Below are 25,354 nucleotides of genomic sequence, written 5' to 3'. Positions count from 1 at the left end.
GCTCCGCTGCCAGTGCTAGTCTTGAAGTGATGGCGGACTCGGACAGCACTTTTCACATCCTCCCTCGCAACGAGCGGACACCGCCCCGAGACATCCCTGCTCGCGCGCAGCCTGCTCCCGGCTCCCTCGCAGGTGAGTACATGCTCAAGGCGGTGCTCGCCTCGGGAGGGCATGGTGCGGTGTACGAAGCTGAACACCGCATCCTCGGCCGGCGGGCCGCGGTGAAGGTGCTGCATCCGCACCTGACCGATCAGGGTGAAATGTTGCAGCGGTTCGTGCGCGAGGCGCGGGTCGTCAACCAGATACGCCACCCGCATATCGTGGACGTCTACGACTTCGGGATGCTGCCGGACGGCAGTCCCTACTACGTGATGGAGCTGCTGCCGGGGCGCACGCTCAGCCAGCTGCTGCAGGAGCGGGGGCGGTTGTCGCCGGAGCGGGCGCTGGCCTACCTGGAGCCGGTGTGCGGGGCGCTGGAGGCGGCCCACCGCGCGGGCGTGGTGCACCGCGACCTCAAGGCAAGCAACGTGGCGGTGGTGTCCGAGGGAGACCCGCCGGTGGTGAAGCTGCTGGACTTCGGCATCGCCAAGTTCATCCACCCGGAGCCGGGGCAGGAGGGGCTGACGGTGGCGGGGCAGCGGCTGGGCACCTCGCAGGCCATGGCGCCCGAGCAGTTCCGCGGCGGCAGCATCGGGCCCACGACGGACGTGTACGCACTGGGCGTGCTGCTGTACCAGATGCTGACGGGCCACTACCCGTACCAGTCGGAGGATCGACTGGAGGTGGAGCGGATGCACCTGGAAGCGCCGCCGCCCCGGCCGAGCACGGAAGCGCCCGTGCCGCCCGCGGTGGACGCGGTGGTGCTGCGCTGCCTGGAGAAGGAAGCGGACCGGCGCTACCCGGACGTGGCCTCCTTCCGCGCCGCGCTGCGCGAGGCGGTGGTGCCCATGTCCGCCGAGCGGGTGACGGCCACGGGCCGCAGCGTGCGCGCCTTCGCCCTGCACGCGGAGGTGGTGCTCGAGGAAGGTGCCGAGGACGACGCCGCCTACGCCACCGTCTCCGAGGTGCTGGACGGGCTGGAGCAGGACTTGCGCGCCGCGGGCTTCGTGCTCGCCGTGCAGACGGGCATGGCGCTGCTGGGCGTGCGCCCGCTCGACGAGCCTCCCCGCGCGGATGCCCACACGTTGTTGGAGACGGCGCGCGAGCTGCACCAGCGAGCCCAGGCCCGTGCGGCCGGGACGCGCGTGAGCGTGCGGGCCTGCGCCCACGTGGGCCAGGTGGATGCACGGCGCGGCCCCGAGGGCATTGAAGTCACCGGCGGTCCCCTCGCGGACATCGCCGGCTGGGTGGTGCGCGACACGAGCGGTTTCGGCGTCACCCCCTCGGCCGCGCGCGCCAGCACCCTGCCACTCGTCGGCTGACGGGCCCCCTTCCCCTTCCACACGGACGGAGGCCGCCCGTGCCTCACGTCGAGCCCGCGCGTCCCCGTACGGACCGTGCCAGTCCCCCCCTACGGACCGAGTACCTCCTCGCTCGTGACGCGGTGGGTCTTCCGCTACCCGACACTCCATTTACAACGACCCTGGATTCAGACCATTCAGATGTCTCAATTCTGACCGAATAGCCTGTTTTGCCTGGGGTATCCTTTTTTTCACCTCTCTCTCCACTCACACTTATCGCGTGGAGTTCAGGCTGTCGGGCCGATTTCCGAGGGGCTCCACGAGGGGGAATTACAGTCAGAGCAAAATATCACAACCGTTCCCAGGGGGTGGGCCCATGCTGATGAAGACCTTCGAGTCTCGGCGCAGTGGTTGGGAGCATCGTCCGGCGGCGGGTTGGATGGGGGGGGTGGTACTCACGCTGGTGTGCGCCATCGGGTGCGGACCGGCGGGAGGACCGGCCGACGAGACAGGCGAGCTGACAACAGGGGAGTTCGGGAGCACGACACAGGATGTCAGCATTCCCAACGGGTTGAGCCTCAACGGCCTGAGTCTCAACGGGTTGAGCCTCAATGGACTGAGCCTCAACGGCCTGAGCCTCAACGGCCTATCGACGAGCAGCTTCAGGACCTGGTTCCAGGCGGACCCGGCGGTGCGCGATGAGGTGATGAGGTACGTGGTGACGTGCGCGGTTCCCGCGGGCCAGACGCGCACGTTCACGGACTCGAACACGAACATCACCTATACGTGGAACGGGGGGCTGGGACTGGCGACGAGCTGGGCCGGCGGCTCGGCGGCCACCACGGCGGAGCTGCAGGTGGTGTCGGCCTGCATGGCGGCGCACGCCAACAAGTTCGGCATCCACGTCAACCTGTCACTGCTGGGGCTCGACGGAGCCGGCAACACCATCCCCTATACGAGCCAGGAGCTGACGGACTACGGCGTCAAGGAAGGGTGCTTCTTCGGCAACCTCTTCGACGGGAGCACGGGCACCTTCGGCGCCAATGATGGCCTGACCCTGACGAGCAGCCAGAGCAGCCCGCGCGTGTGCGCCCTCTCCGGCGTGCCCAACTCCTCGCAGTGCGTGCCCATGACGTACGTGGGGAACTGCTCGACGTACTGCACCCGGGACTCGACCAACACCTACTACACGTCCTGCACCTATAACGGCGTCACCTACCGCCCCATCACCACGCGCATGAAGGCGGCGGACATCTACAGCTGCGGAGACGGGACGTGCCAGGCGACGGAGAAGTGCGGCACGGGCAACACGCCCTCCAGCTGCGCCGCCGATTGTCACGCCTGCCCGTGAGCCTGCTCCGGGAGCGCGGCCGTCACGGCTCCACACGCTTCAGGCGGAACACGTCGACATCGACGCCCTCCGAGAAGAGGGCGTGCGGAGGCTCGGGAGGACGAGGCAGGCCGGCGGCCGCCAGGAGCGACTCGTCCAGGCCCTCCACGTCGGCGCCCCGCACCTGGTAGGGCGCGTGGTGCACCTGCCCGCGGTAGAGCCTCCCGTGGGCGGTGGAGTAGAGGAAGTAGCGCTCCACCAGGAAGTGCTGGAGCGTGCCCGGAATGGAGGCGGCGGCGGGCCCCTTGGGCCTGCAGCGCACGGCGCAGGTGGCCGGCGTGGGCCCGGGCCAGCGGCGCTCGGAGCGGTAGGCGAAGGATTCCCCCTGGGCCCCGGCGACGAGCTCCATGCCCGCGTAGTGGTACGGCAGCTTGAACCACGCTCGGGCGATCCGCACGGCGATGGAGTTGGCCGCCTCCAGGCTGAAGAACCAGACGCCCGGGTCCCTGCCCTTGAAGTGCACGTACGTGCGCACGTTGGTCTCGTGGAAGTCCGACAGGAAGCCCACGGCGGGCAGGCCCCTGGGACGCACCCCTCGCATGGTGAAGGGCACCAGCCCCACCCAGGCCCGTCCATCGAACGTGTCGAGCGTCAGGCCCGGCGGCAGCAACGGCGCCACCACCTCCGGTGGCAGCGTCCAGTGGAGGAAGAGGAGCTGGCGCCAGCTCTGGTACATCACCGGCCGCTCCTCCGGCCGGCGCGTCGGGCCGAGGCGATCGATATCGGGTTCGATGGAACGCACGGGAGAGCGGGATTCGGTGGAACGCTCGGACACGGAAAGCCTCCGAAACAGGCCGTGAGGACTTCATAACCCCGGCCCCGGCTCCGCGGGGCTTCGAGCCTTCGAATCACCACATTCCCGCACCTTGTCACCATGACAAGGACCCTTATGGGGGTGGAAATGCACCCAGCAGATAGGTCAGACTGTTTCCAACACCCCCGCTGAATAATTGAAGGAGTGCTGGATGAAAGCAGGACTCGAGAGCCTTGGGATCGCCGTACCCCCCACGTACGTGGAGCTGGCGGAGCTGGCCAAGGCGCGAGGAGTGGCGCCAGGCAAGTACGTGGACGGGCTGGGTGTGACGCGGATGGCGGTGCCGCTGGTGGAGGAGGACACGGTGACGCTGGCGGCGCGGGCGGCGCGGATGGCGCTGGATGCGGCCGGGGCCACGGGCGAGGACGTGGGCATGCTGGTGGTGGGCACCGAGACGGCGGTGGATCATTCCAAGCCGGTGTCCTCGTATGTGCAGGGCCTGCTGGGAGTGTCCACGCGCTGCCGCGTCTTCGAGACGAAGCACGCGTGCTACGGCGGCACCGCGGCGCTGCAGATGGCGCTGGACTGGGTGCGCTCGGGCAGCGCGAAGGGGAAGAAGGCGCTCATCATCTGTTCGGACATCGCGCGCTACGGGGTGGGCACGCCGGGCGAGCCCACGCAGGGAGGAGGCGCGGTGGCGCTGCTGGTGTCCGACACGCCGAAGCTGCTGGCCTTCGAGGCGGGGAAGTCGGGCGTGTACGCCAAGGACGTGATGGACTTCTGGCGTCCGCTCTACTCGAAGGACGCGGTGGTGGACGGGCACTACTCGGTGCAGTGCTACCTGGACGCGCTGGAGGGCGCGTACAAGGCCTATCAAGAGGCGGCCGGGGACGCGGGCGAGGGAGGCCTGTACAGCGATCGCTTCGCCGCGCTCGTGTACCACGTGCCGTACGGGAAGATGTCGCGCAAGGCGCACCGCCACGTGCGCGCGCTGGACGGGGACAAGGAGCCGGATGCGAGCTTCGACCGGCTGGTGGGCCCGAGCCTCGTGCTGCCCTCGCAGGTGGGCAACATCTACACGGGCTCCATGTACCTGGCGCTGGCGAGCTTGCTGTCGACGTCGCGCGAGGATCTGACGGGCAAGCGGATTGGCCTGTTCTCGTACGGGAGCGGCTCGTGCGCGGAGTTCTTCAGCGGCGTGGTGCAGCCCGAGGCGCAGGCGCGCGTGAAGGCGCTGGGCCTGGAGACGCTGCTGGAGAGGCGGCGCGCGCTGAGCATCCCCGAGTACGAGGCCATCATGGCGGCGCGCGAGAAGCTGGACGAGAAGCCGGCCGAGGACACGGCGGGCGAGGGTTTCCGCTACCAGGGCACGCGCGACCACAAGCGCATCTACACGCGCTGAACACTCGCGGGTGTGAGGGATTGCACGGCCCGCGAGCGCATTGTCATGCTCGCGGACCATGCAGCTCCACTGTGAGGTCTGCCAGGCGCCCCTGCGCGCCGAGGACGTGCGCTTCGACCTGGCGTTGGCGAAGTGTCACGTGTGCGGTGCTGTCTATGATCTGGTGGGCCGCAAGGCGCGCATGCCCACCACCGAGTCCCAGCATGGGCTCGCGCCGCATCGGCCCCGGGTGGCACGCCCTACCGGACTTCGAGAGGAAGAGAACGACCAGTACACCGTCCTCTCCTGGCGCTGGTTCGGCCTGAATCACGTCTTCACGGCGCTCTTCTGCGCGGCGTTCTTCACCATCTCCTGTACCGTGATGGTGCCGAGCGTGGTGGATGCGCCGCTCGCCGTATGGCCCTTCCTGTTGCTCTTCCTCTCACTGCATCTGGGCGTGGGCGCACTCCTCACCTACTGGGCGCTGGCGGGCTTCCTGAATACCACCCGCGTCAGGGTGAACCGGGGCGAGATCACCATCAATCACGGCCCCCTGCCCTGGCCGGGCAACCGCACCGTGCCCGCCCAGGGGCTCACCCAGCTCTACTGCCTGAAGGAGTGGAGCCGGAAGCCAGACATCTTCGGCCTGAGCTACGGCTACCGGGGGCCGTCCTTCAGCCTTCTGGCTCTCGACCAGCAGGGTAACAAGGTGAAGCTGCTCTCGCGCATCAAGAACAAGGAGACGGCGCTCTACCTGGAGCTGGTCCTGGAGCGGCGGCTCGGTATCGAGGACAGCCCCGTGGCCGGGGAGCTCGCCGACCGCACGGGCGGGGCGTGAGCCCCGGGGCCGCTGGCGCCTACGGGATGAGGTAGTAGGCCTCCTGCCGGGGCACGAAGAAGCGCCAGCCCTCGCTCGTGAGGTACGCGGGGTCCTCTTCCATCGCGAACACCTCCTGGCCGTCCCACTCAATCACAGGGGTGCGCGTGTTGAGCTCGATGGCGATGTACGAGCCCTCGCGCAACGGCTTGGGCTCCTCCTTCCGGCTGGCGGAGCGGAAGTCGATGGAGGCCCCCAGCGCGTGCCCCTGGTTGCCCAGCGGATGCGAGTACACCTGCGCCTGAATCCCCTTCTCCTTCATCTCGGCCATCACCGCGTCATACACCTCGGCGGCCGAGCGCCCCGGACGCGACGCCTTCACCAGCGCGTCCTGCAGCGCGTTCGTGTTCGCCAGGGCCCGCTTCAACCCCTCGGGGACATCCGTCTCTCCCTCGCGCAGCACGTAGGCCATCTTCTGCCAGTCGCTGTGAAGGCCCATGTAGCTGATGCCGAAGTCCACGTGCAGCAGGTCTCCCCGCTGGATGACCACGTCCTCGCGAGCCACCGCGAGGAAGCCGTGTGACGCCCCATTGCCCTGCCCCTTGCGCTGCACGCGCAGGTCCGGCTGGAACCAGGTGCCCACGCCTCGCCGCCCCAGCTCGTCGAACAGCCAGCGGCGCACGTCCCCCACCCGCGTCACGCCCGGCTTCACCACCTCGGACGAGAGCGCCCGCCGCACCATCTGCTCCGTGAGCGCCACCAGCGTGCGGTAGTGCTCCAGCTCCTCGGGAATGCGCGTGTCCAGGTACTCCTCGATGAGCGGCGCCGCGCTGATGAAGCGCGCCTCCGCCTCGGCCCCCAACGCCTCGACGAGGTACGTGTAGCCGTCCCGCGTCAGGCTGTGCGTCACCGCGCGCTTGCCGCCGATCCCCAGCGCGACGGTTTTCGGCTGGTATTGTTTGTAGAGCTCGCCCAACACCTGCTTGTACACGCGCGTCTCTTCCGGCACCTCGAAGAAGCGCGTGATGTTCTCCTCGGCGTAGCTCGGCAGGGCGATCTTCTTCAGCCCCTGCTCTCCCGCGTCGATGAAGACGAACACGTCTCGAAACCCGGTGTACGGGCGCGGCGGTGCCACGTACTGGGTGAGTGGATCATCATGGAACTCCTCATTCACGATGATCCACATGCCCACGCCGTGGTGGCGCATCATCGGAAGCAGCAGTTCGTGACGCTTCGCGAGCCAGCCTTCGCGGACGGCGAGCTGCTCGGACCAGGAGAGGAGCCGGGGCGTATCAGGTCCAGAGGAAACCGGCCGCGTCGTGGCACACGCCAGGTTCAAGGCAAGCAGCAGACAGGGAAAGACACGGCGGTCCAGCGTCATCGAGCGACTCCCGAGCGAGTTGGCGTGCCCAGGCTAGCCGACTCTCACACCATGCTCACCCGCCCCTCTGGCAAGCCCACGAGCCATGGGCGGCATGGTCTCCGAGAGGAAATGTCCCGGGTTGCGGCGGGCGAGGCGCCAGGCGGTTACGAACCGCAGGTGACCGATGTGAGGGACCCACGTGTGCAGGACGCGCTGCGGCAGGCATGCGACGAGCTCGGCTTGCCCGTCACCTACCGAGGCTGCGTGTACCCGCTCCTACGAGACCCCGAGGGCGAGTGGCCCCAGTGCTGCGGCGGAGGCTGCTACCCATGTGCGCAGACGCTCGTCGATGTCGCGGTGCGCACGCTGCAATTGCTCGAGACCCCGCGCTCCTCGCCCTTGTGATCCCGGGCGCCGCCGACCATGGGGTTGGCCCCTCCCTCCAGTACTGCATCGGCTGACAAATCCCGGAACCATTTCCAGCTTCTGGGTTGGACCCGGGCGGGTTACTGCCCACAGCACACGGGGGAAGACATGGCACAGGAACAATCACCGCAACCCATCTCCGCGGACTGGGGCCCTGGGGTTTCCGCCAACGGAGTCGCCGAAGTCTATACCCTCGATGGGCCGAACATGACGCTCGCGCACACCCAGGGAGGATTGGTGAGCACCTGGGATCTGCTCATCCCCGGCTCCTATGCGGAGTTCGGCGAGCATACGGATCTGCTCTTCTATGACCGGAGCGCGGGAACGGGAACGTTCCTCACCACGGACATGGATGGCTCGCTCCAGCTGCTGAAGTGGCACAAAGGCTGGCGCAAGAGCTGGACACAGATCGTCTCGGGTAGCTTCCTACCGCAACCCACGGGCAACGAATCCCTGCTCTTCTACGACCGCGCAGCCGGACACGGGGAGTTCTACGTGGTGGATGGAAAGGGCGGCATCTCCCTGGTGGCAAAGCACACCAACTGGCGCAAGAGTTGGGATCAAATCGTCCCGGGGCCCTTCTTGAAAGGCCAGACTTTCAGCTCCCTGATTTTCTATGATCGGGCCGCGGGGCAGGGGGAGCTTTACCGGCAGGATGGACAGGGAAACATTTCCCTGGCGAAGAAGTACTCCGGTTGGAGCAAGAGCTGGAACAACATCCTCACGTACAGGGACTTCGGGAACGACATCAACATCCTGCTCTTCTACGACCGGGCCGCGGGACTCGGCGAGTTCTACGCGGTGGACCCCAACAACGGGGACCTCCTCCCCCGGGCGAAGCACACCAACTGGAGCAAGCGCTGGGATGTGATCATCCCCTGCCGACTCTCCCAGAACATCATGAATGGCCTTCTGTTCTACGAACGGGCCGCGGGACTCGGTGAGTTCTACCAGGTGGACAACAACGGGAACCTCACCCTGGTGGCGAAGCACACCAACTGGCGCCACACCTGGCACGCGATCGCAGCCGGCACCTTCGTGGGCGTCGGCGAACCCAGCCTGCTCTTCTATCAGCGGTAGGCGCTGCACGCCCGGCACGAGAGGCGCCGGGCGTGTGCCCATCAACCCGTGGCCCGCAGCGCGTCCAGCGGACGCGGGCCCGCTCAGCGCACCTGCTTCTGATCCGGCTGCGGCAGATCCGGGTCAATCGCATGGACGATCCACCCCACCGCCTTGGCTTCCCACTCGGGGTCCTTCAGCGCGTCCATGTAGCGCTCATAGGCGTATACGCCCGTGGCCTTCGCCAGCCGGAGGATCTGGATCAGCGCCACCGTGCTGTCGAGCACCACCACCGAGCGCTCCATCCCATGGCTGCGCAGCCACACCATCGACTCCTTGATGAGCTCCTGGGTGTCCGGTGGGTTCGCCTTCTGGGTACGCGAGTCCACCATCATCCCGAACGACTTGCCCTCCAGGGCGATCACCCGGGCCTTCAAATCCTCGAACCAGGCGCGAGCCTCCGCCGGCGTGATGTACCCGGGGGCGTGGACCCGGAAGCCGTAGTCCGTGGCGACGTTCTGTGGGACAGGCATCACTTCTCTCGTATCGGTGTGGGACAGCCTCGCGTGTCATCCAGCCCGCGAGGGTGCCGCGCAGCTTAACGCGAACTGACTTCTGCCCGACAATTCAAGGGGTTGGCTCTTGCCAAGGGCGCGGGCCCTACCACAACCAGCCGTCCAGCCGACCTGAAAAAATTTAATTTCAGTGTTCCATCTGTCAAAAATTTGAGGTAGTTTGCAAACCTGTCGTACGCCCGACACATCGCGTCGCGCGCACGCGTTCCTCTCCGTTCTCACTGCCTGAGATGCGGTCCAGGTCCACCAACCCTCTGATCCGGGGAAGCGCGCCCCCCCGAACGTCCCACGCAAAGAAAGGGGAGCCTGTGTCCCAGCCCGCCCTCGCCCAGGTTGCGTCGAATCCTCTGAGCCGCGGAGAGTCCACTCCCGCACTGTTTCCGCAGGGAGCTTCCGCCCAGAGGGACGGGCGTCACGGGGAGCTGGCCACGGCCGCCCATCCTCGCGAGGATGTGGTGCAGCCGGAGCCACACCCGCGAGGAGAGGAGCCCTCGGCGGCGCTGGTGAAGCTGCGCTCCTTCCAGACGCTGGAGGACGTCACGGTGGCGGAGGCGCTGCTGGCGCACCTGGAGGCGGAGCAGGTGGATGCGGTGTTCGGCATCCCCGGGGGCAACATCGCGCCGCTGGTGCAGGCGCTGCGCCGCCACTCGCGCATCCGCTTCATCATCGGCAGCCACGAGGGAGGCTCGGCCTTCATGGCGGACGGGTACGCACGCGCCACGGGCCGGCTGGGCGTGTGCGCGGTGACAGCGGGCCCCGGGGCCACCAACGCGATGACGGGCGTAGCCTCCGCGCACCTGGATCAGGTGCCGGTGCTGACCCTCAGCGGACAGGTGTCCACCGAGCGCTTCGGGCTGGGCGCCATCCAGGAGAGCACCGACGAGGGCGGCATCAACACGGCGGAGATGTTCCGGCACTGCACGGCCTCCAGCACCTCCGTCGTGGACGCGAAGAGCTTCCCGCGCCTGTTGGAGCGGGCGCTGAAGACGGCGCACGGGGTGCCTCGCGGGGCGGTGCACCTGAGCCTGCCCACCAACATCGCCCGGCAGAAGCTGGCGAAGGTGAGCGTGCCCACGGCGCCGGGCGCGTGGAAGAGCACCCTGCCCGCGGCGCCGGCCTCCGAGGTGTTCACGGCCTTCGAGCTGCTGCGGCATGCGAAGCGGCCCCTCATCTACCTGGGCTCGGGGGCGCGCGAGGCGCTGGAGAGCCGGGGCGCGGAGTTCGCCACCTTCGTGCGCCGCTTCTGCATCCCCGTGGTCACCAGCCTGCGCGGCAAGGGGCTGTTCTCCGAGGAGGACTTCCTGTCGCTGGGCGTGCTGGGCATCGCCGGCAGCAAGCGCGCCGAGCAGTACCTGGGTGAGGGCGTGGACGTGCTCATGGTGCTGGGCAGCCGCCTGGGCGAGTGGGCCAGCAAGAGCTTCTCCTCGCTCTTCCAGGCAGCGAGCACCGTCATCCAGGTGGACGCCACCCCGTCCGTCATCGGCCAGTTCCTCCAGGTGAACCTGCCCATCGTGGCGGACGTGAGCTCGGTGGTGGCGGGCCTGGTGGAGTTCGGCCACGACTCGGCGCCGGCCCACGAGGCGCAGGTGCGCGAGCGCCGGCAGCACCTCAACGCGCTGAACCTTGCCCACCGCTCGGCCGCCGCCGTGCTGCCCGAGGAGGGGCCGCTCAAGCCGCAGCATGTCATGCAGGAGCTCAACCCGCACCTGCGCGGCAACACGGACCTGTACGTGGACATGGGCAACTGCACCGGCTGGGCCACGCACTGTCTGCGCATCACCCCGCCCACCCGCGTCTTCTACCCCTGCGGCCTGTCCTCCATGGGCTGGTCCATGGGCGCGGTCATCGGCGGGAAGATTGGCCGGCCGGAGAACACGGCCATCGCGCTCACCGGGGATGGCTCGTTCCTGATGAACGGCACGGAGCTCGTCACCGCGGTGCGCTACCGGGTGGGCGCCGTCTATGTCGTCCTCAATGACAACTACCTGGGGATGGTGAACCACGGCGAGCACGCCCAGTCGGCGGGCGAGTACCCGCTGGACGATCCGTACTTCAGCCTGGGAAACCCGGACCTGGTGAAGTTCGCCGAATCCCTGGGCGCCCGGGCCTACGAGGTGACGCGGCCCGGCCAGCTCTCGGAGCTGCTGCCGGAGGTGCTGCGGCGCGCGGACGAGGAGCGCCGGCCGCAGGTGCTCGTGTGCCGCATCGACTACCGCGAGGTACCGCCGTACGGGGACCGGTTCGCCGCCGTGGCCTCGGCCCCGAAGGAGGGCTGAGCCCGTAGGCCACTCTGGGGTTAGAGTCCGGGTGAGGAGCCCGGAATGACCAAGACCCCCGCCGCCGAGTTCGCCAGCGACTCACCCGCCCCCGTCCCCCCGACGGGAGGCCCGTCCTCACCCGCTCCAGAGCAGAAGGGCTTCTTCGGCCATCCGCGCGGGCTCGCCACGCTCTTCTTCACGGAGATGTGGGAGCGCTTCAGCTTCTACGGCATGCGGGCGCTGCTCATCCTCTTCATGACGGCGACCGCGGAGAAGGGCGGCCTGGGCTTCAGCGGGGAGAAGGCGGGCGCCATCTATGGGCTCTACGGCGCGGGCGTGTACCTCACCGCCATGCCGGGCGGGTGGCTGGCGGACAGAATCCTCGGCCAGCGGCGCGCGGTGCTCTTCGGCGGCTGCATCATCGCCCTGGGCCACTTCAGCATGGCGCTGCCCGGGACGTTCTTCTTCTTCCTGGGCCTGCTGCTCATCGTGCTGGGCACGGGGCTGCTCAAGCCCAACATCAGCGCCATGGTGGGTGGGCTCTACCCCGAGGGCGGCGCGCGGCGGGACGCGGGCTTCTCCATCTTCTACATGGGCATCAACATCGGGGCCTTCACCGCGCCCATCGTGGTGGGCCTGCTGGGCGAGCGGGTGAACTGGCACGTCGGGTTCGGCGCCGCGGGCGTGGGCATGGTGTTCGGCGTCATCCAGTACCTGCTGGGCGGCAAGCACCTGGGCGAGGTGGGGAAGAAGGCCCGGAGCGCGGACCTCCGCCCCGAGGCGCCCGGGCAACTGGAGAAGAGCGGCGGCTCGCGCATGGCGGGCTTCACGGTGGTGGGGGTGCTGGTGGGACTGCTGGTGGTGTTGCAGCTGCTCGGGGTGGTGGACCTGACGAGCGCGGTGGGCCTGGCCCGGGCGGGCGGCTTCATCATCGTGACGCTGGCGCTCGCCTTCTTCGCCTACCAGTTCACGGCCGGCGGGCTGGACGCCACGGAGAAGCGGCGGCTGGCCGTCATCGGCGTGTTCTTCATCGCCTCGACGCTCTTCTGGGCCGGCTTCGAGCAGGCGGGCTCCTCGCTCAACCTCTTCGCCCGCGACGCCACGGACCGCGTGGTGTTCGGCTGGGAGGTCCCCGCGAGCACCCTCCAGGCCGTCAACGCGCTCTTCATCATCGCCCTGGCGCCCGTGTTCGCCTGGATGTGGGTGAGGCTCAACAAGCAGGGCCGCGAGCCGTCGAGCCCGGCCAAGTTCTCGCTCGGACTGGTACTGATGGGCGCGGGATTCGCGGTGATGGTGGTGGCGTCGCTGGCGGCCGCGGGAGGCCACAAGGTGAGCCCCGCGTGGCTGGTGCTCACCTACCTGCTGCACACCCTGGGCGAGTTGAGCCTCAGCCCCGTGGGACTGAGCACGGTGACGAAGCTCGCCCCGCAGCGGGTGGTGGGGCAGATGATGGGCGTGTGGTTCATGTCCATGTCGCTGGGCAACCTCATCGCCGGGCAGCTCGCGGGTCTGCTCGGGACGAACCCCACGCCCATCTTCGGCGCGGTGGCCGCCGTGGCCATCGGCGCGGGCCTGCTCCTGGCCATCGCCGTGCGCCCGCTGCGGCGGATGATGGGCGGGGTGCACTGACCCCGCCCGGGAGGCTCAGCGCGAAGCCATGAACTCGGCGGCGAAGTCGAGGAACTTCAGGGCAGCCTTCCGGTGGTCGCCCTGGAAGTCGTGAAGGTATTTGACATGCCAGCCCTCACCGGGGAACTCCTTCTTGACGTCCCGGAGCCACACCTGGAAGGGCTCCACCGTCAGGTCTTCACGGTCGTTGAAGAGGGTGTTCCGAAGCCACCCCAGAAAGAAGGAATAGAGGGAGTCAACGGTGTCCTCTCCGGTAATGAAAGACAGCTCCCGCCCTTCGTACATCCGCTGCCGGACCCAGAGCAGCGCATCCAGCGTCTCCACCTGACGCCCGCCCCACTCCCTGGGCAGAGGGCCGTAGGCTGCGGCGATCTTCTCGTCCATGCTCCCAGCCTTGCCCCGTGGAGCCACTCCGAACCGCTCTACATACTCAGCGACGAGATCGAGGAGCACCAACGCGGCTTTCTCATGGTCGCCCTGGCAATCCCGCAGAGGCTCGACGTACCAGCCCTGAGTCAATGGCTCTCCTCGCGTCTCCTGGTACCAATCCAGGAACTCCTGCCACGCCAGTTCGTACCCTCCATTGAAATGGGTATGGGCGTTCCAGCCATGGATGAAGGGAAAGAGTGACTCCACGGTCTCGAGGCCCGTGACGAACCAGAACGCATGCCGCTCTCGTATCTGGTAACGGCCCCACATCAACGCATCGAGCAGCCCGACCCGTCGCCCACGCCATTGCTCCGGGAATGGGTCCTTCTTGCGAACGTATCCTTCGCTCATAACGCCTCTACCACCTGCTGGATGACCTGGCTTTTCCCGTCGGTAGTGAGCCGGGCCATGTACTCATGCAAGGGAAGACCGGCCAGCCCTGTATAGGCATCGATGACCCTGTCACCCAGCTTCACCGCAACATGATAGCCCGTCGTTGAGACTTGGAGATTCTTGACGAGAATCCCGTTCTCGACCACATCAAATCCCAGCAATTGGGTTTCACCTTGCACTGAGAACCGGATGAACGCCGGCTTCTGCGCGAATTCGAGCAGACCCTGATGGATGGCCCTGGCCACCCTCTCGCATTCACCGGCACGGCGGTTCGCAATGGCGAAGGCGTTCTGGAATGCGACCAGCCAGCCCGGCATCCTGCCGAGGTCGTTGAGCGCCATGTACTGGGTGACCACGCACTGCATGTCCCCCATGAGCAGGCACGCCTTGAGTCGGCCGAGAATCGTATCGTCTTGAGGCCCCGGCGAGGAGCTCGAGACCAGCGCGGGCACATGAGAGGCCGGACTCCCGCCATGAGCCCCAGCCACCCGGCAGAAGAGCAGCACCACCAGGACAGCAGGCCAGCTCCTCCTGAGGACCCACCTCACTCTCTGACTCATACAGGCCTCCAACACCCTGGGACGACAAAGTCGCCCGTGCCGGCTCAGCGCTCGGAGAAGGACCGGGCGCTCGTCTCACGCATCTTGTGGAGCGTCTCGCGCTTGAGCCACTGGCCGCGCACCATCACCCCGAGCGCCCGGTCCGCCTGGCCCACGTCCTCCAGCGGGTTGCCGGGCAACAGCAGCAGGTCCGCCTGCTGTCCGACCGCCACCGTGCCGAAGCGCGCCGCCGGGTCCACGTGGTCCTTGATGAAGGCCACCGCATTGCGCGTACCGGTGGCCAGCGCCTCGTAGGGCGTCAGGCCCGCCTCCACCAACTCCGCGAGCTCCAGGTGCGTCGACTTCCCGGGGAACAGCCCCGCGTCCGAGGCATTCGTGCCCAGCACCAGCCGCACGCCCTCCTTCTGCAACGCCAGGGTGAGGTGCTGCACGAAGGGGTACGCCGCCCGCTCGCGCTCGCCGAACTCTGCCACGTCCACCCGGCGCGTGGGGTTGGAGTAGCGCCAGTTGCGCATCACCTCCGGCGACAGGTAGCGGGACTCGGGGTCCGCGAACACGCCCTCCAGGTCCTTCAACATCCGCAGCGAGGTGTGGATGTGCACCAGGTCCGGCACCACCGACGTGCCCGCCTCCTTCGTCGCACGCGCCAGGTCAGCGAGCCTCGACTCGTCTCGCGATGCGGCCAGGAAGTACTCCTCCCCGTGCGAGATGAGCGCCTGATGCGAGCGCAGCACCGTCTCCACGCCCACCGTGCGCGGCACGTGCCCCACCACCGGAATGCGCTGCTGCCGGGCCATCGCCACCAGGATGGCGTACACCTCGGGGGTGATGTTGTCGTAGACCTTCACGGCGTCATAGCCCGCGAGCTTCTGACGGACGACCGCCACGCGCGCCTGCTCGGGCGTGGTCACCGACACCACCCGGCCTCCCGGAGGGCCTCCATCCAGCAGCGGGCTGCTCGTGTAGAGCCTGGGGCCAAAGCGCTGGTTCGCCGCGAGCTCCGCCCGGAGCTCGACATGCCGGGGTGAGCCATCCAGCTCGAAGAGGGTGGTAACGCCGTGGGCCAGGTACGACAGGAGCTGCTCCTCCGAGTGCAGGTGCACGTGGAAGTCCACCAGCCCCGGCATCAGGTAGCGGCCATGGCCGTCGATGCGCTCGGCGTCCTTCGGGACGGTGATCTCCGCCGAGGGGCCGAGCGAGGTGATGAGCCCGTTGCGCACGATGACCGTCTGGTCCGTCAGTACCCGCTCGGTGTCCATGGGAACGACGTTCACACCGACGAACGCGACCGCCCGCTCCGAGACACCCGGAAGAAGCTGCGCCGGGTGCGTACAACCGGGAAGCAGCGCTCCAGCGACTGACAGAAGGCCGGCGCCCAGGAATGCCCAGGCCCGCGAGGTCATCATGGTGATCCCCCTCATGAGTTGCATGTCCGCAACTGATTATAGAGGGACAGCGTCCCTGACGTATCCCCCCCGGGCCCGCGGGCTCACCCGCCCAGCAGCCGCGTCCAGTCGTCTCCGCTCTCGAACACGTGCACGCCCAGCCGTTCGCACGCGCCGTGGTGCAGCCGCGCCGCCTGGCCTCCCACCCAGATGGGTATCCCCTTGGGCACTCCCTCCAGGATGCTCGAGAGCGATGCCTCGAAGTCCCTCGCCCCGGGGTCCATCACCGCCGACAGCCCCACCAGGTCCGCCTTCAGCTCGCGCGCCAGCGTCCCCACCTCCACCGCCGGCACCCGCTGGCCCAACAGCGTCACCGACCACCCCTCGTGCCTCATCCGCAGCGCCGCGCCCAGCAGGCCAATCTCGTGCTGCTCGTCCGGAAAGCACGCCAGCACCACGCGCCGGTGCCCCTTGTCCGGTGATACGTGCAGCAGGCTGATGAGCCTCGCGCGCACCTCCTGCGTCACCAGGTGCTCCTGCACCACCGAGAAGGCTCCCGCGTGCCAGCGCGCCCCCACCTCGCACTGCAGGGGCACCAGCACTTCCTCGTAGGCCTTCAGCGGTGAGAGCGCCGCGAGCACCTCGTCCAGCACCCGCGCCACCCGCCTCTGGTCCAGGGCCTCCGCCGCCTCCAGGAGGTCCTCCCTCCAGTCCGCCAGGCGCGTGGGCGTGGGCTCCTGGGCCAGGGCCGGCCGCGACGCCTCGAGCTCCGCCAGCAATTGCGGCAGCATCTCCGCCGCCTCGCTGATGGAGACCCCTTCCTCGGTGAGCTTCTTGAGCCGCTTCAGCACCTCCACGTCCCGGTCCGTGTACACCCGGTAGCCCGAGGGTGTGCGCCTCGGCGCCAGCACGCCGTACCGCCGCTCCCAGGCGCGGATCAGCTCCACCCTCACCCCGGAGAGCTCCGCGGCCACGTGGATTCTGTAGGTGCGCTCGGCCATGACTGCCCTACCCCTCTCCCCACCCTCCTCAGGTGCGGTTCGACTCGCCGCGCGCCTGCTGCCAGAGCGACAGGAGCTCCTCCGTGGATTCGGCGTACTGCGCCCCCGCGCTGAAGATGGCCTTCAGGTGCTCGCGAGCGCCCGGGCCTCCTACCACTACCAGCGCCGGAGCACACGCCTCCACCGACGCCTGCAACACCTGCCGCAGCTCTTCTGCCTCCCGCCGACGCACGCACGAGAGCGCCACCAGCTCCGGGTTCACCTGCTGACAGGCCGCCCGCAGCGCCTCCGTCGGAGTGTCCGCCCCCAACAACGTCACCCGCCAACCCTTGCGCTTGAGGTGCAGTCCCAGAGCCAGCAATCCCCCCTCGTGCATGTCCCGCTCCGGACAGGCCAGCACCACCCGGGGCCCGTCCGGGCTCGAGTCCTCCGCCAGCAGCAGGGCTCGCAGCCGCTGGCGGATGAGCGCCGAGCCCAGGTGCTCTTGAGCGATGTCCAGCCGCTGCCCCATCTCCCGCAACAGCGGCAGGAGGAAGTCGTCACAGGAGGCCAGTGCATCCATGGAGGCCTGGGCCTCGCCCAGCACCCGGTCCGCCGCGTCTCCGTCCAGCCCCCTCACCGCGGACCAGAAGCGCTCCTCGAGCCGCTCGTGCACCGGCAGCTCGCCCACCGGCAGGGTCCGCACCTGGGCAATGGCCTCGCTCACCGTCAGCCCCTCGGAGATGAGCCTCGCCACCCGGCGGATGTCCTCCACCTCGTCGCGGGTGTAGACGCGGTAGTTGCTCTCGTTGCGGTGCGGGCGCGGAAAGCCATAGCGCCGCTCCCAGGCGCGCAGCGTGGCCTCGCGGATGCCCGTCAGCCGGGCGATGGTGCGGATGCGCAGCGTCATGCCGAAGGCGCCTTCCCTCGCACCGCGTCCCAGCGCTCGGCCACCCCCCGGCCTCCCGACACCACCCGCGTGAAGTCCTCCAGGCTCGTCGTCTCCGCCAGCCTGCGCACCGCCGACTCCAGCTCCGACTGGAAGCGCGGCAGCGGCCCCGCCCGGTGCGGCGTCCCGATTTCCACCAGCACGTCCGGACGCTCGTGCTCGAAGAAGGCATAGCGGATGGCGATCGGCACGCACTCCGCCTTCCCCACCCGCGCCAGCAGCTCCACCCCGCGCTCCAGCCGCATGGGCAGCACCCCGAAGGGGCGCAGCTCGCCCTCCGGGAAGATGCACACCGCCGCCCGGGGCTTCTTCAGCAACTGGCCCGCGTAGCGCAGCGTCTCCAGTGACGAGGACCCCTCGCCCCGCCGGATGCTGAACGCCCCCAGCCTCGCCAGGAAGCGGTAGCGCTCCAGGTTCTGCTCCTCCATCACGCAGTAGATGTCCCAGCCCGCCGCCTGGCAGAGCTGGTGCAACACGAAGCCGTCCCACCAGTTGGTGTGGTTGGCGTACACGAGGCGCGCGTCGGTCCCCGCGGGCAGTGTCCCGCGGACCCACAGCCCACGGAACGACGAGCGGAACTTCCAGCCCACGTACCCGTCGGCCAACCACCCGAGCAGTCCGCCCTTGGCCGCGCGTATCACGGCACCCGCGCCTCCCGCCGCGACAGCATCACCGTGAAGAGCGTCAGTCCCAGCGACACCATGACGCTCGTCAGCAGGAAGAAGAGGATCTCCTCGAGCGGCACCCCGGCCAGGTAGAGGCCCAGGTGCTTGCCCTCGCCGAAGTTCCAGATGCCCGCCCGGATGGCCAGATGGTCCGCCACCGCGAGGTACGTGCCCACCACCAGCGCCGGAGGCAGCACGGCTCGCAGCACCGCCCACGTCCGGCCCCGGAAGTGGTGCGCCAGCACCCCGAGCTGCAACACGATGAAGGGCACCGCCCAGGACAACAGGTGGATGAGGTACGCCCAGCGCGAGTCCATCATGACGCCACCTCCTCGCCATCCAACCGGGGCTCACGGCTCGCGGTGCTCGAAGCGGCCTGGCGCGTCTCCGGCGCGGGAGCCTCCAATACGCGGCGCAACCGCTCACGCGCCCACAGGCCCACCAGCAGCGTCTGCAGCCCGAAGAAGAGGTATTCCTCCAGCGGCAGGTAGCCCAGCTTGAGGCCCCAGATGCGCTCGGGGTCGAACCCCCACAGCCCCCACTTCACCGCCAGGTTGTCCCACGGCGACGTCGCCGCGTAGACCACCCCCAGCAGCAGTCCCATGGGCGCCAGTCCCCGCAACGTCAGCGTGCGCCGGTAGCGCACCACCAGGAAGAGGATGGGCAGCACGACGAACAGTCCCAGGAAGCGTGCGTACGTCATCCCCGGCCTCCACTCAGCTCCGTCCAGATGGGCGACATGCGGCCTCCGGAGTGCAACGCGTAGGTACGCCCCCGCCACGTCACCCGCGGTGGCCGCACGAGGGAAGAAAGAAACGCGGCCAGCAGCAGGGCCTCGCCCAGCAGCCAGTCCAGTGCCACATGGCGCACCGAAGTGCTCCAGCGGCCGTCCATCCGGCCCTCTCCCGAGGAGAGAGGCGTACTGAGCACGGTCAGGCGCCAGGACAGCAGGGTCCGCACGGCCAGGAGACCCGCGACCCCCGCCGCCAGCCACGTCGAGCCCACCCCGAGGCACAGCACCAGCAGCGGCCACGTCGGCGTGAAGAGCAGCGGAACCGTGGGGTACAGCCCGGGCCGGTGGCTCTCCAACACCTGCATCCACCGGGTGAAGCGGGCCAGCGCCACGCACCACGAGCCCGGAGCCAGCGGCACCTCCGCCGGCGCTTCGCACAGCGCCACGTCCAGGCCCCTCGCGTGCAACCGCTTGGACAGCTCGAGGTCCTCGCCGATGTGGTCCGCCAGTTCCCGCAGCTCGTCCACCGCCCGGGGGCTCAGCCCCAGCGCCTTGCCGCACACCGCCTTCGCCCCCGCGCTCATCACATGCAGCGCCCGGAAGCTGTGGTGCGTGCGGCGCAGCAGCCCGGCCATCGCCCGGTCCGCCAGCACCCGCTCGCCCACCGGCGTCGGAACCGCCGTGCTCAGCGCCGCTCCCGTGGCCACCGGCGACGCCAGCCCCTCCACCAACGCCCCCGTCACCGCCACGTCCGCGTCCACCACCAACACCACGCACCCGTCCGTCGAGAGCGTCTCCAGCCCGTGCAGCACGTGCCCCACCTTGCGGTTGGGAGTCACCGGATCGCTGAGCAGCCAGTGCACGCCCTCTGGTAGCCGAGGCCTCGACGGGGCCAACACCACGTGCTCCAGCGGCCCCGCGTAGTCGATGGTCCGGGCCAGGTTCTCCAGCTCCCGCTCCGTGGGCGCGTCCATCGGTCTCAGCAGCAGCACGGGCACACGCGTGGGCGCGACCGGACGGCGACGAGCCAACAGGCGGACCAGGGCCACCGCGCTGAAGCCGCCGGCCAATACCGCCCAGCCGAGTCCCATGGCCACCAGCACGCTCATGGCACACGCTCCACGCGCGTGCGGAAGTGCGCCATCCAGCGGATGAAGGGCGAGTGGAAACGGCGGAAGTCCGCCACCTCGCCCATCACGTCCAGCCCTTCCCGCCGGGCCTCCACCCGCGCATAGAAGGGCGAGGACTCCAGCAACCGTGGCTCGCCCACCACCGTGTTGCCCGAGTACAGCCGCGCCGGTATCCGCAGGCCCCAGCCCGTGAGGCTCGTCCGCCGAGCCTCCGACAGCAGGGGCCGCCGCTCGGACTTCGTTCCCAGCGCGCCCGCCGTCACCCGCAGAGGCGCCACTCCGCCCGGCAGGTGGTAGTCCACCACCGTCTCCTCGAGCCCGTGCACGCGCGCCCAGTGCCACCCCGGCAGCCGTGCGCCCAGCAGCTCCGCGCCATGGTTGCTGTCGTGGTAGCCCATGCCGTCGGACACCACGCCCTCCGTGAACACCTCCAGCCGCGCCTTCGCCCGGGGCGCCAGCGCCCGCCAGAAGTGCGGCAGTCCCGGAACGAGCTGCACCTCCTCCGCGGCCTGCACCTGGGGCTCCAGCAGCAGCCGGGCGCGCACCTCTCCGCCGAAGGGCGCACACCGCTCGTCCACCTCCATGCGCACCGTGCCGTCCGGCGTGTACTCCAGCAGCGAGCGGCCGATGCACAGCGCACGGCCCTGTCTCTGCACCGCCCCCCGAGGGTATTCGCTCAGCACCCAGCGCCGGCGCACGCCCCGGTGGTACAGCGCGAAGTTCACCGCGCAGTGCTCGAGCGGAAGCGCCCCACGCCGCGCCCTCGCCGAGTAGCGCGGAGAGAAGAGCGAGCCCACCATGAAGATGCACACCGCGCTGTACTCGCCCGCCGTCACGTCCGCGTAGAACCAGCGGTAGGCCCCCGGGCTGTCTGGCAACACGGGCAGCGCGTTCAGCCACGAAGACCCTTTGGGGTGGGCTGGCCGGGCGGGTGAGGCGTCCAGGCTCCTCATGCGCTCCTCCGCAGGTGCTTGGACGCCATCTCCGCGGCGAAGCGGCCCGAGAGCATCACCAGCGGCACCCCACCTCCCGGGTGCGTGCCTCCCCCCGCGAAGAAGAGCCCCGGCGTGCCTCCCCGGATGCGCGGCCGGCGGAAGGGACCGAACTTCCCGTGCGGCAGGAAGCCATAGATGGAGCCGCCCGGCGCGCCCAGGGCCGCCAGGTCCACCGGCGTGCGCTGTCCCATCACCCGCATGCGCCCTCGCAGCTCCGGGTCGTACGCGAGCAGCTTGTCGAACATCTGCGACTTCACCCGCTCGGCCTGCGACTCCCACGCCGCCGCTGCCCGCTCGGACGCACCCGGCTCGCGAGGCAGCGCCGGGGCGTTCACCATGACGAAGAGGCCCGTCTTGCCGGGCGGAGCCACCGTCGGGTCCGTCGCCGAGGGGTTGCAGACGTACACCGTCGGGTCCTCGGCGAGCTGCCCGCCGAAGAGCTCCTTGAACTCGCGGGGGTAGTCCCGGCCGAAGAGGACGGAGTGGTGCGGCAGAATCGAACGACCGTTCACTTCCAGCAGCAGCACGAAACCCGACAGCGACAGCGGCTCGCGCCCCCGTCCCAGCGAGTCCAGCGGGTCCGCGTTCACCACCACCGAGTCGAAACGCTCCTCGCCATCCCGAGGACCCACCCGGTAGCCCCGTGCGTCGCGCGTGTAGTGGGCCCGGGCGTTGAGGTGCACCTTCACCCCCTGGCGCTTCACCGCGTCCCCGAGCGCGTCCACCAGCGCGCCGATGCCGCCCCGCACGTGGTGCACGCCGTACGCCCGTTCGATATGCGGGATGAGGGCGTAGGCCGCACTCGCCTCGTAGGGCGAGGCCCCCGCGTACGTGGCGAAGCGGCCCACGAACTGTTGCAGGTGGCTCGTCTGGAAGTGGGCGCGTGCCAGCTCGTCCAGCGTGGCCAGTTTCATGCCCCGGGCCATCGCCACCACGCCGCGCTTCGCCACACGCGCCATGAAGCCGGCCATGCCCTCGAAGGGCGCCTCCAGGTAGGGCTCGCCCGCGGCGCGCCAGATGGCCTCGGCCTCGGCGTAGAAGCCGTGCACCCCGCGCCGCTCACTGGACTGCAGCGCTCCCGCGCTCTCCGCCGTGCGCTCGAGGTCCTTGTACGCCACGAAGCCGCTCCCATCCGCGAAGCGGTAGGTGCACTGGGGCTCCAGTTCGGTGATGGGCGGCAGCAGCTCCGCCGCGCCCAGCCGCTCGAAGAGTCCCTTCACCACGTCCGGCAGCGTGAGCAGTGTGGGCCCGGTGTCCAGCCGGAGCCCGTCCACCCGCACGCTCTGCGCCTTTCCGCCGAGCGTGGGGCCTCCCTCGAAGAGCGTGACGTCGTGGCCCTCCTTCGCCAGGAGCCCGGCGGCCGTCAGCCCTCCGATTCCGCCGCCCACCACCGCGACACGCATGGACTTCATCGCGCGGCCTCCTCGCGCCGGACCTCCCTGGCGACCATCTCCACCCGCCGCGGCCGGCGCGAGGAGCGCTTCACCTTCAACGTCCGGACGTTGCCGTCGCTCATGAGCCGACCCCCGTGGTGAAGCCCGTGGGCAGCAGAGGCACCGACACCTCGGGCGCCGACGGCGCGGGGAGCACCGCCGAGGGGCGCACCAGGATGGCGGTGGCCAGCGCCAGCTTGCGCGAGCCAGGCACCGAGAGCCGCCCCTGGAAGACGTCGAAGTCGTTCCGCTCGATGACGCGCAGGATGTCCCCGTAGATGGAGCCCATCAGCTTCACCATGCGCTGGCAGCCGAAGCCGGAGAGCGCGGGGATGCCGGCCGCCGCCCTCGCGTAATAGGCGCGCGCCCGGGCAATCTGGTAGCGCATGAAGCCGCGCCAGCGGTCATCCACCACGCCCGCGCGCAGGTCGTCCACGGTGAGCCCGAAGGCCGCCAGCTCGTCCAGGGGCAGGTAGACGCGGTCGCGGTCCAGATCCTCCTTCACATCGCGCAGGATGTTGGTGAGCTGCATGGCGCGGCCCAGGTCCGCCGCGGGCCCGAGCGCCCACTCCTCCGAGCACCCCAGCATGGGCGCCATCATCAGCCCCACCACGCCGGCCACCCGGAAGCAGTACAGGTCCAGCTCGGCCCAGCTCGCGTAGCGGCGCCGGGTCAGGTCCATCTCCATGCCGGAGATGAGGTCCTGCATGGGCTGCTCGGGGACGCGGTAGCGGCGGATGCAGTCCCTCAGGGCGGCGAGCTCCGCCGGGTCCCACGGGCCATCTCCCCCACTCGAGCGAGTCACTGGCGGCAGCATGCGCGGGTCCCCCAGCTCCGGCGTCTCCAGGAAGAGCTCGGCCACCGCGCGACGAGCGCGCACCAGCCGCTCGGCCAGACCCTCGGGCACCGCGCCCTGGTCCGCCCCGTCCGCCACGTCCACCATGTCGTCCAGGCGCCGGCAGTACGCATAGAGGGCGAAGGCCGCCTTGCGCCGCATGCCGACGAGCATGAACGAGGCGAAGAAGAAGCTCTTGGCGTGGTACCGCGTCACACGCTCCGCCATCTCGTAACCACGTGTCACCAGGGTGTTGTCGTGCGACTTCATGCCGCCTCCTCGAGTGCACCGCGCCCGGCTGCCCGGGATTCCGTCACCACGTCCGCTGCTGCCGACCACGCCAGGATGCGCTCCACCACCAGCCGCGCCGAGATGAGCACCGTGGGGAGTCCTGTGCCCGGCTGGGTGGAGGCCCCCACGAAGAACAGGTTCCGCACCCGTGCATCCTGGTTGGCGGGGCGGAAGGGGCCGATCTGGAAGAAGTTCTGCGCCAGCCCGAAGGCGCTGCCCCGGGCGAGGTTGAAGGTGGACGCCCAGTCGTCCGGCGTGAACACGCGCTCCACTTCGATGTCCCGCTCCAGCTCCGGGTAGCCCAGCTCGGCCAGACGCCGGAACACCTTGGCGCGCACCTTCGGGCCCTCCACCTTCCAGTCCAGGCCCGGGTGCTGATGGGGCACCGGCACGAGGATGTAGAGCGCGTCCTTGCCCGGCGGCGCGAGGCTCGGGTCCGTATGCGCCGGAGCGTTGACGTAGAAGCTCGGGTCCTCGGGGACGCGGAAGCGCTCGAAGATGTCGTCGAACGAGCCCTTGTAGTCGCGCCCGAAGACGACGGTGTGGTGGTTCAACCCCTCGTAGCGGCGGCGCAGCCCCAGGTAGAGCATGTAGCCGCTGGAGGTGTAGCGGAGCTTCTCCGCGCGCTTGAGCCGGGTGACGCCTGGGTCCAACAGCTTCTCATACGCATAGGGCAGGTCCGCGTTGCACAGCACCACGTCCGCCCGCACCACCTGCCCATCCTCCAGCTCCACGCCCGTGGCGCGAGCCCCCTCGGTGAGGATGCGCTTCACCGGCGTGCGGTAGTGCAGGTGCACGCCCTCCTCGCGGGCCACCTTCTCCAGCGCGAGCGGAATGGCATACAGGCCGCCCTGGGGGAACCACACCCCCACGCCCAGCTCGGTGAAGGGCAGCAGCCCGTACACCGCTGGCGAGGCGAAGGGCGACACGCCCAGGTACATCGTCTGGAAGGTCATCGCCGCGCGCAGACGCTCGTCCTGGAAGAAGCGGCTGACGTCCGCGTACATGCGGCGGTGGGCGCGCACCTGGAAGATCTTCTTGAGCACCGAGGGCGCGAAGTAGTCGGAGATGCCCGCGTAGTTGCGGCCCACCAGGTGGTCCAGGCTGGTGCGGTACTGGGTGCGGCCCTGCGCGAGGAAGGCCAGGTAGCGCGCGTAGCTGCCGGGCTCCACGCGCTCCAGCTCGCGTCCCATGGCGCACAGCTCGGAGGTGAAGGTGATGGCCGAGCCGTCGCGGAAGTGGATGCGATAGTTCGGATCACACCGCAGCAGCGTGAGGTAGTCCTCGAGGCGCCGGCCGAGCGCGGCGAACGTCTCCTGGAACACCTCGGGCATCAGCACGATGGTGGGGCCGATGTCCCAGGTGAAGCCGTCCACCTGGAGACGGTTGCAGCGCCCGCCGGGGCCGTCCGTCTTCTCGAAGAGGTGGAGGTCGAAGCCCTGGTGCGCCAGCCGCGCCGCCGCGGCGAGCCCGCCCACGCCCGCGCCCACCACCACCGCCTGTCGCTTGCCACTCCTCACGGTG

General features: G+C 69.2%; 24 protein-coding genes. 8 read left to right on the top strand and 16 right to left on the bottom strand.

Annotated features, from left to right (window positions below):
• The first annotated feature begins 29 nt into the window (after nt 1-29).
• Nucleotides 30-1,421, top strand: a complete 1,392-nt coding sequence (locus tag DAT35_RS22580) for a serine/threonine-protein kinase (protein ID WP_369945996.1) — start codon at nt 30-32, stop codon at nt 1,419-1,421.
• 355 nt (nt 1,422-1,776) lie between these two features.
• A complete protein-coding gene (locus DAT35_RS22575; protein ID WP_108069167.1) occupies nt 1,777-2,751 on the top strand; it encodes a hypothetical protein in 975 nt (324 codons plus the stop codon).
• 22 nt (nt 2,752-2,773) lie between these two features.
• Here DAT35_RS22575 and DAT35_RS22570 read toward each other — a convergent pair whose 3' ends face one another.
• The gene (locus tag DAT35_RS22570; RefSeq protein WP_233261643.1) at nt 2,774-3,565 is read right to left on the bottom strand and encodes a YqjF family protein; all 792 of its coding nucleotides are present in this window, start codon (nt 3,563-3,565) and stop codon (nt 2,774-2,776) included.
• Between the two features lie 190 nt (nt 3,566-3,755).
• On the opposite strand from DAT35_RS22570, the gene DAT35_RS22565 reads away from it, so the two are divergent.
• Nucleotides 3,756-4,946, top strand: coding sequence for a hydroxymethylglutaryl-CoA synthase (locus tag DAT35_RS22565; protein ID WP_108069166.1), 1,191 nt, complete (start codon nt 3,756-3,758; stop codon nt 4,944-4,946).
• A 58-nt stretch (nt 4,947-5,004) separates the two neighbouring features.
• Nucleotides 5,005-5,763 (top strand): hypothetical protein, encoded by a 759-nt coding sequence (locus tag DAT35_RS22560; RefSeq protein ID WP_108069165.1) that lies wholly within the window; start codon nt 5,005-5,007, stop codon nt 5,761-5,763.
• Between the two features lie 19 nt (nt 5,764-5,782).
• On the opposite strand, the gene DAT35_RS22555 is transcribed toward DAT35_RS22560, so the two are convergent.
• Nucleotides 5,783-7,123 (bottom strand): M24 family metallopeptidase, encoded by a 1,341-nt coding sequence (locus tag DAT35_RS22555; RefSeq protein WP_108069164.1) that lies wholly within the window; start codon nt 7,121-7,123, stop codon nt 5,783-5,785.
• A gap of 111 nt (nt 7,124-7,234) precedes the next feature.
• On the opposite strand from DAT35_RS22555, the gene DAT35_RS22550 reads away from it, so the two are divergent.
• Both DAT35_RS22550 and DAT35_RS22545 read left to right on the top strand, forming a co-directional pair.
• Nucleotides 7,235-7,510, top strand: coding sequence for a hypothetical protein (locus DAT35_RS22550; RefSeq protein WP_369945995.1), 276 nt, complete (start codon nt 7,235-7,237; stop codon nt 7,508-7,510).
• 129 nt (nt 7,511-7,639) lie between these two features.
• Complete coding sequence (locus tag DAT35_RS22545; RefSeq protein ID WP_146209832.1) at nt 7,640-8,611, top strand: hypothetical protein; 972 nt, start codon at nt 7,640-7,642, stop codon at nt 8,609-8,611.
• A gap of 83 nt (nt 8,612-8,694) precedes the next feature.
• Here DAT35_RS22545 and DAT35_RS22540 read toward each other — a convergent pair whose 3' ends face one another.
• Nucleotides 8,695-9,123 (bottom strand): hypothetical protein, encoded by a 429-nt coding sequence (locus DAT35_RS22540; RefSeq protein WP_108069162.1) that lies wholly within the window; start codon nt 9,121-9,123, stop codon nt 8,695-8,697.
• A gap of 497 nt (nt 9,124-9,620) precedes the next feature.
• On the opposite strand from DAT35_RS22540, the gene DAT35_RS22535 reads away from it, so the two are divergent.
• Together DAT35_RS22535 and DAT35_RS22530 are read left to right on the top strand one after the other, a co-directional pair.
• Nucleotides 9,621-11,441 (top strand): thiamine pyrophosphate-binding protein, encoded by a 1,821-nt coding sequence (locus DAT35_RS22535; RefSeq protein ID WP_233261642.1) that lies wholly within the window; start codon nt 9,621-9,623, stop codon nt 11,439-11,441.
• 45 nt (nt 11,442-11,486) lie between these two features.
• Complete coding sequence (locus DAT35_RS22530) at nt 11,487-13,052, top strand: peptide MFS transporter (protein WP_108069160.1); 1,566 nt, start codon at nt 11,487-11,489, stop codon at nt 13,050-13,052.
• A gap of 15 nt (nt 13,053-13,067) precedes the next feature.
• Here DAT35_RS22530 and DAT35_RS22525 read toward each other — a convergent pair whose 3' ends face one another.
• From DAT35_RS22525 to DAT35_RS22465, 13 genes are all read right to left on the bottom strand, one after another.
• On the bottom strand, nt 13,068-13,832 hold the full coding sequence (locus DAT35_RS22525; protein WP_108069159.1) for a hypothetical protein: 765 nt from the start codon (nt 13,830-13,832) through the stop codon (nt 13,068-13,070).
• Nucleotides 13,829-14,326: a hypothetical protein gene (locus tag DAT35_RS22520; protein ID WP_158501830.1), complete on the bottom strand. Its 498-nt coding sequence runs from the start codon at nt 14,324-14,326 to the stop codon at nt 13,829-13,831. Before DAT35_RS22520 ends, DAT35_RS22525 begins: the two co-directional genes overlap by 4 nt.
• Nucleotides 14,327-14,478: 152 nt before the next feature.
• Nucleotides 14,479-15,840, bottom strand: a complete 1,362-nt coding sequence (locus tag DAT35_RS22515; RefSeq protein ID WP_158501829.1) for an amidohydrolase family protein — start codon at nt 15,838-15,840, stop codon at nt 14,479-14,481.
• 83 nt (nt 15,841-15,923) lie between these two features.
• On the bottom strand, nt 15,924-16,820 hold the full coding sequence (locus DAT35_RS22510; protein WP_108069156.1) for a MerR family transcriptional regulator: 897 nt from the start codon (nt 16,818-16,820) through the stop codon (nt 15,924-15,926).
• 28 nt (nt 16,821-16,848) lie between these two features.
• On the bottom strand, nt 16,849-17,709 hold the full coding sequence (locus tag DAT35_RS22505; RefSeq protein ID WP_108069155.1) for a MerR family transcriptional regulator: 861 nt from the start codon (nt 17,707-17,709) through the stop codon (nt 16,849-16,851).
• The gene (locus DAT35_RS22500) at nt 17,706-18,389 is read right to left on the bottom strand and encodes a lysophospholipid acyltransferase family protein (RefSeq protein ID WP_108069154.1); all 684 of its coding nucleotides are present in this window, start codon (nt 18,387-18,389) and stop codon (nt 17,706-17,708) included. Before DAT35_RS22500 ends, DAT35_RS22505 begins: the two co-directional genes overlap by 4 nt.
• Complete coding sequence (locus DAT35_RS22495) at nt 18,386-18,733, bottom strand: lycopene cyclase domain-containing protein (protein WP_108069153.1); 348 nt, start codon at nt 18,731-18,733, stop codon at nt 18,386-18,388. Before DAT35_RS22495 ends, DAT35_RS22500 begins: the two co-directional genes overlap by 4 nt.
• A complete protein-coding gene (locus DAT35_RS22490; RefSeq protein WP_108069152.1) occupies nt 18,730-19,116 on the bottom strand; it encodes a lycopene cyclase domain-containing protein in 387 nt (128 codons plus the stop codon). Before DAT35_RS22490 ends, DAT35_RS22495 begins: the two co-directional genes overlap by 4 nt.
• Complete coding sequence (locus DAT35_RS22485) at nt 19,113-20,255, bottom strand: glycosyltransferase family 2 protein (protein ID WP_108069151.1); 1,143 nt, start codon at nt 20,253-20,255, stop codon at nt 19,113-19,115. Before DAT35_RS22485 ends, DAT35_RS22490 begins: the two co-directional genes overlap by 4 nt.
• Entirely contained in the window at nt 20,252-21,229 is a 978-nt protein-coding gene (locus tag DAT35_RS22480; RefSeq protein WP_233261641.1) for a carotenoid 1,2-hydratase, read from the bottom strand. Before DAT35_RS22480 ends, DAT35_RS22485 begins: the two co-directional genes overlap by 4 nt.
• On the bottom strand, nt 21,226-22,683 hold the full coding sequence (locus tag DAT35_RS22475; protein WP_108069150.1) for an NAD(P)/FAD-dependent oxidoreductase: 1,458 nt from the start codon (nt 22,681-22,683) through the stop codon (nt 21,226-21,228). The genes DAT35_RS22480 and DAT35_RS22475 overlap by 4 nt, the downstream gene beginning before the upstream one ends.
• Nucleotides 22,684-22,783: 100 nt before the next feature.
• Complete coding sequence (locus DAT35_RS22470) at nt 22,784-23,809, bottom strand: phytoene/squalene synthase family protein (protein ID WP_108069149.1); 1,026 nt, start codon at nt 23,807-23,809, stop codon at nt 22,784-22,786.
• The gene (locus DAT35_RS22465; RefSeq protein WP_233261640.1) at nt 23,806-25,350 is read right to left on the bottom strand and encodes an NAD(P)/FAD-dependent oxidoreductase; all 1,545 of its coding nucleotides are present in this window, start codon (nt 25,348-25,350) and stop codon (nt 23,806-23,808) included. Before DAT35_RS22465 ends, DAT35_RS22470 begins: the two co-directional genes overlap by 4 nt.
• Between the last annotated feature and the right edge of the window lie 4 nt (nt 25,351-25,354).

Source organism: Vitiosangium sp. GDMCC 1.1324, from assembly GCF_003044305.1.
Taxonomy (GTDB): Bacteria; Myxococcota; Myxococcia; order Myxococcales; family Myxococcaceae; genus Archangium.
The sequence above is the reverse complement of the archived record's forward strand: the minus strand, read 5'-3'. Positions and strand labels throughout refer to the sequence as shown.